Raw genomic sequence first — 12,260 nt, forward strand, 5'->3', positions numbered from 1 at the left:
GAACGGTTAACTTGAAGAAACGTATTGCTCTATTGCCCGGAGACGGGATCGGCCCTGAAGTATTAGAATCAGCGACAGACGTACTGAAAAGTGTTGCCGAACGCTTTAACCATGAATTTGAATTTGAATATGGCCTGATTGGAGGGGCGGCTATTGATGAACATCATAACCCCCTCCCGGAGGAAACCGTTGCTGCTTGTAAAAATGCAGACGCGATATTGCTTGGTGCTGTCGGCGGACCGAAATGGGATCAAAATCCTTCGGAACTGAGACCGGAAAAAGGGCTGCTCAGCATCAGAAAACAGCTTGATTTGTTTGCGAATTTGCGGCCTGTGAAGGTATTTGAAAGCCTTTCTGACGCTTCGCCTTTGAAAAAAGAATATATAGATAATGTTGATTTCGTTATCGTTCGTGAGCTCACAGGCGGCTTGTATTTCGGCCAGCCGAGCAAACGCTATGTAAACACTAAAGGTGAGCAGGAAGCAGTAGATACACTGTTTTATAAGCGAACGGAAATTGAACGAGTGATCAGAGAGGGCTTCAAAATGGCGGCAGCCAGAAAAGGCAAAGTGACCTCTGTAGATAAAGCGAATGTTCTTGAATCAAGCCGGCTGTGGCGTGAAGTGGCTGAGGACGTTGCACAAGAGTTTCCTGATGTGAAGCTTGAGCACATGCTTGTGGATAACGCGGCCATGCAGCTAATTTATGCACCGAATCAATTTGATGTCGTGGTGACTGAAAATATGTTCGGTGATATTTTAAGCGATGAAGCGTCCATGCTTACAGGCTCGCTCGGAATGCTCCCGTCAGCCAGCCTATCAAGCTCTGGTCTTCATCTGTTTGAACCTGTTCATGGCTCCGCGCCTGATATTGCCGGTAAAGGGATGGCAAATCCGTTCGCAGCCATATTGTCAGCGGCAATGCTTTTGAGAACATCTTTCGGGCTTGAAGAGGAAGCGAAAGCTGTAGAAGATGCGGTAAACAAAGTCTTGGCTTCCGGAAAAAGAACAAGAGACTTGGCACGGGGTGAAGAGTTCAGCAGCACTCAGGCCATTACAGAGGAAGTTAAGGCAGCAATCATGAGTGAAAATACAATTTCTAATGTGTGACAGCTTACGTTAAGCGGTCTTAGCTCTAGGTAGAGGGAGGAAATAAAAGATGATGCCTCGAACAATCATCGAAAAGATTTGGGATCAGCATATTGTAAAACATGGTGAGGGAAAGCCGGATCTTCTCTATATTGATTTGCACCTCATTCATGAGGTGACGTCTCCTCAGGCATTTGAAGGCTTGAGACAAAAGGGAAGAAAGGTCAGAAGACCCCAAAATACATTTGCGACAATGGACCACAACATCCCGACTGTCAATCGTTTTGAGATAAAGGATGAAGTTGCGAAACGCCAGGTAACGGCGCTTGAAAGAAACTGTGAGGAATTTGGCGTGCGCCTTGCCGATCTTCACAGTGTGGATCAAGGGATTGTTCATGTCGTCGGCCCTGAACTGGGCTTAACGCTTCCAGGGAAAACGATTGTGTGCGGTGACAGTCATACATCAACACATGGCGCTTTCGGCGCTCTTGCATTTGGAATCGGGACGAGTGAAGTTGAACATGTCCTTTCCACACAGACACTTTGGCAGCAACGTCCAAAAACACTTGAAGTGCGCGTAGATGGAACGCTTCAAAAAGGGGTAACGGCAAAGGATGTCATCCTTGCTGTCATCGGCAAATACGGTGTGAAATTCGGCACGGGCTACGTCATTGAATACACTGGGGAAGTATTCAGAAATATGACGATGGATGAACGAATGACTGTTTGTAACATGTCAATTGAAGCAGGAGCAAGAGCTGGTTTGATTGCACCTGACGAGGTGACGTTTGAATATTGCAAAAACCGCAAGTACACGCCAAAAGGCGAAGAATTTGACAAGGCCGTAGAGGAATGGAAGGCGCTGCGCACAGACCCGGGCGCTGTTTACGATAAATCTATCGTCCTTGACGGCAACAAAATTTCCCCTATGGTGACATGGGGCATTAACCCGGGAATGGTTCTTCCTGTCGATTCTGAAGTTCCTGCGCCGGAAAGCTTTTCTGCAGAAGATGACAAAAAAGAAGCGATTCGCGCTTATGAATATATGGGACTCACTCCTCATCAGAAAATTGAAGACATTAAAGTGGAGCACGTATTTATCGGTTCCTGCACGAATTCCCGCATGACTGACCTTCGCCAGGCTGCTGATATGATCAAGGGGAAGAAGGTAGCTGACAGCGTAAGGGCCATCGTCGTGCCCGGATCCCAAAGCGTGAAGCTTCAGGCTGAAAAAGAAGGGCTTGACCAGATTTTCTTGGAAGCTGGATTTGAATGGAGAGAGTCAGGCTGCAGCATGTGTTTGAGTATGAATAATGATGTTGTTCCTGAGGGAGAGCGCTGTGCATCAACCTCTAACCGCAACTTTGAGGGCAGACAAGGAAAAGGTGCAAGAACACATCTCGTCAGCCCGGCAATGGCTGCGATGGCTGCCATTCACGGACACTTCGTTGATGTCAGAAAGTTTTATCAGGAAAAAACAGTTGTGTAAGGAGTGCGCGAGATGGAACCTTTGAAATCACATACGGGGAAAGCGGCCGTATTAAATCGGATCAATGTGGATACAGACCAGATTATTCCTAAGCAATTTTTGAAGAGGATTGAAAGAACAGGCTACGGGCGTTTTGCATTCTTTGACTGGAGATATGATGCGAATGGTGAACCGAACCCTGAATTTGAATTAAACCAGCCTGTTTATCAAGGAGCTTCCATTTTAATAGCGGGGGAAAACTTCGGCTGCGGGTCATCGCGTGAACACGCTCCGTGGGCACTTGATGATTATGGGTTTAAAGTTATCATTGCACCGTCATTTGCTGATATTTTCCATCAGAACTGCTTTAAAAACGGCATGCTTCCGATCCGCATGCCATATGACAATTGGAAACAGCTTGTCGGCCAGTATGAAAACAAGTCATTGCAAATGACTGTTGACCTTGAAAATCAGCTGATTCATGACAGTGAAGGCAATCAAATTTCATTTGAAGTTGATCCGCATTGGAAAGAGATGCTGATCAACGGATATGATGAAATTTCATTAACGCTGCTGCTGGAGGATGAAATCAAGCAATTTGAATCACAAAGAAGCTCTTGGCTTCAAGCCTGAAAAAGCGGCCGGTATTTGTCCGGCGGCTTTTTTTGCCTAATGAAACCTTTCAATTCTTGTGTTTGTTCACAGGTGTTGATACACTTGAACAAAATAAATACCTGAAAGGAATATAGGTATGACGCATGACAAGAAGAACGCAAAAATTATTCCTTTTCCTCATCTGAAAGACCGCCTTGTGGAAAAAGGGATGTCATCACTAAAGGAAAAAAAGTATCAAGAAGCGCTTGAACTGTTTTCAGAAGCGATGAAATATGATGATACTGAATCCGATCTTCACTTAGGGATGGCCATCTGCTTTTTAGAACTGGGCGAGCTGGAAGAGGCAAAAAGCGTGTGCGAGAAGATGCTCAAAGAAGGTTATGGCCATTATTTTACGGTTTTGCAGGTGTACATGACCATCTTAATTCAGCTCAAAAAATATGAAGAAGTCAAAAGCACCATTGAAGCCGTTTTGGAAGAAAATCAGCTGCCGGCAGAAAGCGCCGAGCAATTTTATAAGCTGCTGGATTTCAGCCGGAAAATGACCGATCCGGATCGTGAGGACGAGGCTTGGGCCGAAGAATATGAGGATACAATTGACACCGAGAAAGTGCTGGCAAGCCCTGAGGAGCAAATGAATCTCATTCATTCCTTAAAAGACCGTAACGTAGCAAAGTATACAGGATTGCTCAAAACAATTCTCCAAGACCCCTCAGCCCATCCGATTATCAAAACGATGATTGTCATGCTGTTGGCTGAGCATGAGTACAGTAAACCTGTGCACATTAGTAAATTTGGCGAGTCGTTGACAATTGAACCGTCTGAGATTGTTCCGCCTGATGCCGCCCCGATTCTGCACCGTGTTCTCAGGGTGCTGGATGAGACACTTGGAAATGAAAATCCAACCTTATATGCGGCAGTAGAAGAATTGTGGAGAAGACATTTGTACGTTTTATATCCGTTCCAGCCGAAATTGCTGTCGGCTGACCTTTGGGCGGCTGCCCTTCATAAAGTCGGTTACGAGATGCACGGGATTGAAATTGAAAGCGAAGAACTTCATATGATGTATGAATTTACAGACAGAGAACTCGATGAAGCTTGCACAATGTTAAAAGATATTGAAGAAATTTCTTATTTGTAAATCGCGCCATATAGTTGAAAGCGCTATGTGTTATGTTATAATATAGTGGTTGTATTTGTGTATAACGGGTTATAAGAAATACGGTTGGACAGGCTTTGCAGTTCATTATTAACATCTATACATAATGATTCTGATCTTTGGCAGCTTTGTTTTTGTTGGACGAAGCCGAATGATTGCTTTAGAATGGAAGACCGACACAACCTGAATAGATTTTTGGAGGGAAACACATGTCTGTAAAATGGGAAAAACAAGAAGGCAACGAAGGCGTTTTAACGGTTGAAGTTGATGCTGAAACGTTTAAAACAGCACTTGATGATGCATTTAAAAAAGTAGTAAAACAAGTTTCAATTCCTGGATTCCGTAAAGGTAAAATTCCTCGCGGATTATTCGAACAGCGCTTTGGCGTAGAAGCTCTTTACCAAGATGCTTTGGATATTCTTCTTCCTGTAGAATACCCTAAAGCGGTTGAAGAAGCTGGAATCGAGCCTGTAGACCGTCCTGAAATCGATGTTGAAAAAATCGAAAAAGGCGAAAGCTTAATCTTCACTGCGAAAGTAACAGTAAAACCTGAAGTGAAGCTTGGCGAATACAAAGGTCTGGGCATTGAAAAAGACGACACAACTGTAACTGACGAAGATGTTCAAAACGAACTAAAAGCCCTTCAAGAGCGTCAAGCTGAGCTTGTTGTAAAAGAAGAAGGCGCCGTTGAAGAAGGAAACACAGTTGTTCTTGATTTCGAAGGATTCGTTGACGGCGAAGCTTTCGAAGGCGGAAAAGCTGAAAACTACTCTCTTGAAGTAGGATCTGGCTCATTCATCCCTGGCTTCGAAGATCAGTTAGTTGGTCTTGAAGCAGGCGCTGAAAAGGATGTTGAAGTGACATTCCCAGAAGAATACCACGCTGAAGAGCTTGCAGGCAAACCAGCTGTGTTTAAAGTGAAAATTCACGAAATCAAAGCGAAAGAGCTTCCTGAGCTTAACGATGAATTCGCAAAAGATATCGATGAAGAAGTGGAAACACTTGCTGAATTAACTGAAAAAACAAAGAAACGTCTGGAAGAAGCAAAAGAAAACGAAGCTGACGCTAAATTACGTGAAGAGCTTGTTCTGAAAGCTTCTGAAAATGCTGAAATCGACGTTCCGCAAGCAATGGTCGACACTGAGCTTGACCGCATGCTGAAAGAATTCGAACAGCGTCTGCAAATGCAAGGCATGAACCTTGAGCTTTACACTCAATTCTCAGGTCAAGATGAAGCTGCGCTTAAAGAGCAAATGAAAGAAGATGCTGAAAAACGCGTAAAATCTAACCTGACTCTTGAGGCGATTGCGAAAGCGGAAAACCTTGAAGTATCAGATGAGGAAGTTGATGCTGAGCTTACTAAAATGGCTGAAGCATACAACATGCCTGTTGAAAATATTAAACAAGCCATCGGTTCTACTGACGCGATGAAAGAAGATTTAAAAGTTCGCAAAGCAATTGATTTTCTTGTAGAAAACCGTTAATATGGTGCATAATAATAGTACTAATAAAACAGGGCGCGAATCATTCGTGCCTTGTTTTGTACAATTATGAGTTATCTCTTTTTCTTGGGGCAATATAGTTAATGCAGGGCTGTTTTTTGTCATACATATAGAATGTGCAAGTCAGAAACACATTGTTACCGTCTTTTTGGAAAGTATGGTAAAATGCAATACATACTCGTTCGTTTCAAGAATCATTTTCTTTTGCTCTGCCGGTAAAAGAAAAAGTGAGACAAGATTAAGGGGTGAAAGAATGTTTAAATTTAACGAGGAAAAAGGACAATTAAAATGCTCGTTCTGTGGAAAAACACAAGATCAGGTTCGTAAGCTTGTAGCTGGACCTGGTGTATATATATGTGACGAATGTATCGAACTCTGCACTGAAATTGTAGAGGAAGAACTCGGAACAGAAGAAGAAGTAGAATTTAAAGACGTACCAAAGCCTCAGGAAATTCGTGAAATTTTGAATGAATATGTCATCGGCCAAGATCAAGCGAAGAAATCACTTGCTGTGGCTGTGTATAACCACTATAAGCGCATTAACTCTAACAGCAAAGTTGATGATGTTGAGCTTTCAAAAAGTAATATTTCATTAATCGGCCCTACGGGAAGCGGTAAAACCCTTCTGGCGCAAACATTGGCTCGCATTTTAAATGTGCCGTTTGCGATTGCAGACGCTACATCTTTGACTGAAGCTGGATACGTGGGTGAAGATGTAGAGAATATTCTCTTGAAGCTCATCCAAGCTGCTGATTATGATGTGGAAAAAGCCGAAAAAGGCATTATCTATATTGATGAAATCGATAAAGTGGCTAGAAAATCTGAAAACCCGTCTATCACACGTGATGTGTCAGGTGAGGGTGTACAGCAGGCATTGCTTAAAATTCTTGAGGGTACAGTGGCAAGCGTACCGCCTCAAGGTGGACGTAAGCATCCTCATCAAGAATTCATTCAAATTGACACAACAAATATTTTGTTCATTTGCGGCGGAGCTTTCGATGGTATCGAACAAATCATCAAACGCCGTTTAGGCCAAAAAGTGATTGGATTCGGTGCCGACAATAAAGCTGCTGATCTTGAGAAAGAAGACCTTCTTTCAAAAGTGCTTCCTGAAGATTTGCTCCGTTTCGGGTTAATTCCTGAATTTATCGGACGTCTTCCGGTTATTGCAAGCCTTGAAAAGCTTGACGAAGAAGCATTGGTTGCGATCTTAACAAAACCGAAAAACGCTCTTGTTAAGCAATTCAAGAAAATGCTTGAGCTTGACAACGTTGAGCTTGAGTTTGAAGAAGAAGCGCTTTCTGAAATTGCTAAAAAAGCAATTGAACGCAAGACTGGAGCACGCGGACTCCGTTCCATCATTGAAGGCATCATGCTTGATGTGATGTTTGAGCTGCCTTCTCGTGATGACATTGAAAAATGTGTAATCACCGGGGCAACTGTGACACACGGAGAGCCTCCTCGCCTCTTATTAAAAGACGGCACTGAGGTAAGCCAAGATAAAACATCTGCATAAAGATAAGTACAAACCTCCTGAGTGGTAACACTCAGGAGGTTTTTTTGCATGCAACTCTTCTGGAAAAACGTTTATTCCCGTCTTCTATGGGAGATACTAGCAATCAGAGGAATGAATTGGATACATAAATTGTTTTTCAGGAGGGACCACCATGAGTTGGACAGGGATCGCGTTATTTATTCAGCTGTTTTTTGGGATCATCATCGGTTTGTATTTTTGGAATTTGCTTAAAAATCAAAGGACACAAAAGGTCACGATAGATAAAGAATCAAAGAAGGAAATGGAGCAGCTTCGGAAAATGCGCGCTATCAGCTTGTCCGAGCCATTATCTGAGAAGGTCCGCCCCAAAAGCTTTAAAGATATCGTCGGACAGGAAGACGGCATTAAAGCATTAAAGGCGGCTTTATGCGGGCCAAATCCTCAGCATGTGATTGTCTATGGGCCACCGGGAGTTGGGAAAACGGCTGCTGCGCGGCTTGTGTTGGAAGAAGCAAAAAAACATAAACAATCACCGTTTAAAGAGCAGGCTGTCTTTGTGGAACTCGATGCGACAACAGCCCGTTTTGATGAAAGAGGAATTGCCGATCCGCTCATTGGCTCTGTCCATGACCCTATATACCAAGGGGCCGGAGCGATGGGACAGGCTGGGATTCCGCAGCCGAAGCAGGGAGCTGTCACCCATGCCCATGGCGGTGTGCTGTTTATTGATGAAATAGGGGAGCTGCATCCTATTCAAATGAATAAAATGCTGAAGGTGCTTGAGGACAGAAAAGTCTTTTTAGACAGTGCGTATTACAGTGAGGAAAATACACAAATTCCGAATCATATTCATGATATTTTTCAAAATGGGCTGCCGGCTGATTTTCGCTTGATTGGCGCGACCACGAGAATGCCAAACGAAATTCCGCCAGCTATCAGGTCCCGCTGTTTGGAGGTTTTTTTCCGCGAGCTTGAAAAGGACGAGTTGAAAACGGTTGCTAAAACAGCAGCTGATAAAATTGAAAAAAATATCTCCGAAGAGGGCCTGGATCTTTTGACCAGCTACACACGGAACGGGCGGGAAGCCGTCAATATGATTCAAATCGCAGCGGGGATGGCTGTAACGGAGAATCGGAAGGACATTACGATTGAGGATATTGAATGGGTCATTCACTCCAGTCAGCTTACTCCAAAGCACGAGCAAAAAATCGGTGTTGAACCACAGGTTGGCATTGTAAATGGGCTTGCAGTCTACGGGCCTAACAGCGGATCGCTTCTGGAAATCGAAGTGAGTGTAACCTCGGCTCAAGATAAAGGATCAATTAACATCACAGGAATAGCTGAAGAAGAAAGCATCGGCAGCCAATCAAAATCAATCAGACGAAAAAGCATGGCGAAGGGTTCGGTTGAAAATGTATTAACCGTGCTCCGGACAATGGGAATGAAGCCTTCTGATTATGATATTCACATCAATTTCCCAGGAGGGATTCCAATTGATGGGCCGTCAGCAGGCATTGCGATGGCGGCGGGGATTTTCTCGGCGATACACAAAATTCCTATTGACAATACCGTTGCGATGACGGGCGAAATCAGCCTGAACGGTCTTGTGAAACCCATCGGAGGCGTCATTCCGAAAATAAAAGCGGCCAAGCAGTCCGGTGCGAAAAAGGTGATTATCCCATATGAAAATCAGCAGGCGATCTTAAAGCAGATTGACGGGATCAAGATTATTGCAGTGAAGACTTTCCAGGAAGTGCTTGATGAAATTTTAGTGAATCCGCCAACGGAACAAAAACCGTTTCATATTGAAATCAATAAAGAATCTGTTTAAACCCTATTTTGATAATAGGGTTTTTTTCATGAAGGACATCTTTTCCTTTTTCATATCAGAAAGAAAGGGTATACTACGAGGAGACTGTTTTATAGAAAATGGAACCATGCCGTTTATTGTACAAGGATGAAAAAGTTGTATTATAATGGTTCATACTAAAGTCACGGAGGTGTCAGTCACATGGCAGAAGAATTAAAACGCAGCATCCCGCTCCTCCCTTTAAGAGGTTTATTAGTGTACCCGACGATGGTTTTGCATTTAGATGTAGGACGTGACAAGTCGGTTCAGGCTCTTGAACAGGCAATGATGCATGATCATATGATATTTTTAGCCACTCAGCAGGATATTTCGATAGACGAACCTGGTGAAGACGAGATTTTCACTGTCGGCACCTATACAAAAATTAAGCAAATGCTGAAGCTTCCGAACGGTACGATTCGTGTGTTGGTGGAGGGCCTCAAGCGCGCCCATATCGTCAAATACAATGAACACGAGGATTACACGTCGGTAGACATTCAACTTATTCATGAAGATGATTCAAAAGATACAGAAGACGAAGCATTGATGCGGACTTTGCTAGACCACTTTGATCAGTACATAAAAATTTCTAAAAAAATCTCGGCCGAAACGTACGCCGCGGTTACTGATATCGAAGAGCCGGGGAGAATGGCAGACATCGTTGCTTCTCATCTGCCCCTTAAACTAAAGGATAAGCAGGATATTTTAGAAACGGCTGATGTCAAAGACAGGCTGAACAAGGTCATTGATTTTATTAATAATGAAAAAGAAGTGCTGGAGATTGAGAAAAAAATCGGCCAGCGTGTCAAACGTTCGATGGAGCGTACGCAGAAGGAATACTACTTGCGTGAACAAATGAAGGCGATCCAAAAAGAGCTTGGCGATAAAGAAGGCAAAACTGGCGAAGTTCAGACACTGACGGAAAAAATCGAAGAAGCAGGCATGCCTGAGCATGTGAAGGAAACAGCGCTTAAAGAATTGAACAGATATGAAAAAATTCCGTCAAGTTCTGCGGAAAGCTCCGTGATCCGCAACTATATCGACTGGCTGGTTGCTCTTCCATGGACGGATGAAACAGATGATAAGCTTGATTTGAAAGAAGCAGGACGTCTCTTGGACGAAGAGCACCACGGGCTTGAAAAAGTAAAAGAACGTATTTTAGAATATTTGGCTGTCCAGAAGCTGACCAAATCCCTGAAAGGCCCGATTCTCTGTTTGGCAGGACCTCCGGGTGTCGGAAAAACGTCTTTAGCCAAATCAATTGCAAAAAGCTTGGGACGCAAATTCGTCAGAATCTCACTCGGAGGAGTACGGGACGAATCAGAGATACGCGGACACAGACGGACCTATGTCGGAGCAATGCCTGGACGTATTATTCAAGGGATGAAAAAAGCGGGCAAGCTGAATCCGGTCTTCTTATTAGACGAAATTGACAAAATGTCATCTGATTTTAGAGGAGACCCATCATCCGCTATGCTTGAAGTGCTTGATCCAGAGCAAAACAGCAGCTTCAGTGATCACTATATTGAAGAAACCTTTGATTTATCCAAAGTGCTGTTTATCGCAACGGCGAACAATTTGGCCACAATCCCGGGCCCGCTCAGAGACAGAATGGAAATTATTAATATCGCAGGCTACACAGAAATAGAAAAACTTGAAATCGTAAAGGATCACTTGCTCCCAAAGCAAATCAAAGAACACGGGCTGAAGAAAAGCAACCTGCAGCTGCGTGATCAGGCGATTCTTGATATTATCCGCTACTATACGAGAGAAGCTGGTGTGAGAAGCCTTGAACGCCAGCTTGCCGCGATTTGCCGTAAAGCTGCAAAAGCCATTGTTGCTGAAGAGCGAAAACGGATTACGGTTACTGAGAAGAACCTTCAAGACTTTATCGGAAAACGTATTTTCAGATATGGACAAGCTGAAACAGAGGATCAGGTTGGTGTAGTGACAGGGCTTGCTTATACAACCGTTGGCGGAGATACGCTGTCGATTGAAGTATCGCTTTCTCCGGGGAAAGGGAAATTAATCCTGACAGGAAAGCTCGGAGATGTTATGAGAGAGTCAGCTCAGGCTGCATTCAGCTATGTGCGATCCAAAACAGAAGAACTTGGCATTGAACCTGACTTTCATGAGAAGTATGATATTCATATACATGTACCAGAGGGTGCGGTGCCAAAAGATGGTCCGTCAGCCGGTATTACGATGGCAACAGCGCTTGTTTCTGCTTTAACGGGACGGGCGGTTTCGCGTGAAGTCGGCATGACTGGGGAAATCACGCTTCGCGGGCGCGTGCTGCCGATCGGCGGCTTGAAGGAAAAAGCGCTTGGTGCACATAGAGCGGGATTAACGACCATTATTGCGCCTAAAGATAATGAAAAAGATATAGAGGATATTCCGGAAAGCGTCAGGGAGGGGCTGACATTTATATTGGCGTCCCACTTAGACGAGGTTTTGGAACATGCCTTAGTAGGAGAGAAGAAATGAAAGTCACAAAGTCAGAAATCGTGATCAGTGCAGTAAAACCGGAACAGTACCCTGAAGGGGGGCTTCCGGAAATCGCATTGGCCGGAAGATCGAACGTAGGCAAATCGTCTTTTATCAATTCATTAATCAATCGCAAAAATCTTGCGAGAACGTCATCAAAGCCAGGAAAAACACAAACGCTTAATTTCTATATTATCAATGATGAGCTGCATTTTGTGGATGTGCCGGGCTACGGTTTTGCCAAAGTGTCAAAGTCTGAGCGTGAAGCATGGGGCAGAATGATTGAAACCTACATCACGACACGCGAGGAATTAAAAGCTGTGGTGCAGATCGTTGATTTGCGGCATGCGCCATCTAATGATGATGTACAGATGTATGAATTCTTAAAGTATTACGGCATTCCTGTTATTGTTATCGCTACAAAGGCGGATAAAATCCCGAAAGGCAAATGGGACAAACACGCAAAGGTTGTCCGACAAACATTAAATATTGATCCGGAAGACGAGCTGATTCTCTTTTCCTCAGAAACGAAAAAGGGAAAAGACGAAGCTTGGGGAGCGATCAAAAAAATGATAAACCGGTAGAGAATCCTCTACC

Annotated in this window: 9 protein-coding genes; all 9 read left to right on the top strand. The window is 43.9% G+C overall.

Annotation, left to right across the window (positions count from 1 at the left end; translation table 11 throughout):
* Positions 1-11 precede the first annotated feature (11 nt).
* The 9 genes from leuB (at position 12) to yihA (ending at position 12,247) form a co-directional block, all read left to right on the top strand.
* On the top strand, positions 12-1,109 hold the full coding sequence (gene leuB / locus ACQVGT_RS06870) for a 3-isopropylmalate dehydrogenase (RefSeq protein ID WP_015384287.1): 1,098 nt from the start codon (positions 12-14) through the stop codon (positions 1,107-1,109).
* 49 nt (positions 1,110-1,158) lie between these two features.
* Complete coding sequence (leuC, locus tag ACQVGT_RS06875; protein WP_003229604.1) at positions 1,159-2,577, top strand: 3-isopropylmalate dehydratase large subunit; 1,419 nt, start codon at positions 1,159-1,161, stop codon at positions 2,575-2,577.
* A gap of 12 nt (positions 2,578-2,589) precedes the next feature.
* The gene (leuD, locus tag ACQVGT_RS06880) at positions 2,590-3,189 is read left to right on the top strand and encodes a 3-isopropylmalate dehydratase small subunit (protein WP_015384286.1); all 600 of its coding nucleotides are present in this window, start codon (positions 2,590-2,592) and stop codon (positions 3,187-3,189) included.
* Between the two features lie 118 nt (positions 3,190-3,307).
* The gene (gene ddcA, locus ACQVGT_RS06885; RefSeq protein WP_015483530.1) at positions 3,308-4,312 is read left to right on the top strand and encodes a DNA damage checkpoint antagonist DdcA; all 1,005 of its coding nucleotides are present in this window, start codon (positions 3,308-3,310) and stop codon (positions 4,310-4,312) included.
* Between the two features lie 227 nt (positions 4,313-4,539).
* A complete protein-coding gene (gene tig, locus ACQVGT_RS06890) occupies positions 4,540-5,814 on the top strand; it encodes a trigger factor (RefSeq protein WP_015384284.1) in 1,275 nt (424 codons plus the stop codon).
* Between the two features lie 271 nt (positions 5,815-6,085).
* Positions 6,086-7,348 carry an ATP-dependent protease ATP-binding subunit ClpX gene (gene clpX, locus ACQVGT_RS06895; protein WP_003229613.1) on the top strand — a complete coding sequence of 421 codons (1,263 nt, stop codon included), beginning with the start codon at positions 6,086-6,088 and terminating at the stop codon, positions 7,346-7,348.
* A 151-nt stretch (positions 7,349-7,499) separates the two neighbouring features.
* Positions 7,500-9,158, top strand: a complete 1,659-nt coding sequence (gene lonB, locus ACQVGT_RS06900) for an ATP-dependent protease LonB (RefSeq protein ID WP_015483529.1) — start codon at positions 7,500-7,502, stop codon at positions 9,156-9,158.
* Positions 9,159-9,338: 180 nt separating this feature from the next.
* Positions 9,339-11,663: an endopeptidase La gene (gene lon / locus ACQVGT_RS06905; RefSeq protein WP_015384282.1), complete on the top strand. Its 2,325-nt coding sequence runs from the start codon at positions 9,339-9,341 to the stop codon at positions 11,661-11,663.
* Entirely contained in the window at positions 11,660-12,247 is a 588-nt protein-coding gene (yihA, locus tag ACQVGT_RS06910) for a ribosome biogenesis GTP-binding protein YihA/YsxC (protein WP_003229621.1), read from the top strand. Before lon ends, yihA begins: the two co-directional genes overlap by 4 nt.
* Positions 12,248-12,260 lie beyond the last annotated feature (13 nt).

The organism is Bacillus sp. SCT118, from assembly GCF_058566435.1.

Coding starts and splice junctions, on each gene's coding strand:
- leuC (WP_003229604.1), top strand. CDS start 1,159: ATGATGCCTCGAACAATCATCGAAAAGATTTGGGATCAGCATATTGTA.
- leuD (WP_015384286.1), top strand. CDS start 2,590: ATGGAACCTTTGAAATCACATACGGGGAAAGCGGCCGTATTAAATCGG.
- ddcA (WP_015483530.1), top strand. CDS start 3,308: ATGACGCATGACAAGAAGAACGCAAAAATTATTCCTTTTCCTCATCTG.
- tig (WP_015384284.1), top strand. CDS start 4,540: ATGTCTGTAAAATGGGAAAAACAAGAAGGCAACGAAGGCGTTTTAACG.
- clpX (WP_003229613.1), top strand. CDS start 6,086: ATGTTTAAATTTAACGAGGAAAAAGGACAATTAAAATGCTCGTTCTGT.
- lonB (WP_015483529.1), top strand. CDS start 7,500: ATGAGTTGGACAGGGATCGCGTTATTTATTCAGCTGTTTTTTGGGATC.
- lon (WP_015384282.1), top strand. CDS start 9,339: ATGGCAGAAGAATTAAAACGCAGCATCCCGCTCCTCCCTTTAAGAGGT.
- yihA (WP_003229621.1), top strand. CDS start 11,660: ATGAAAGTCACAAAGTCAGAAATCGTGATCAGTGCAGTAAAACCGGAA.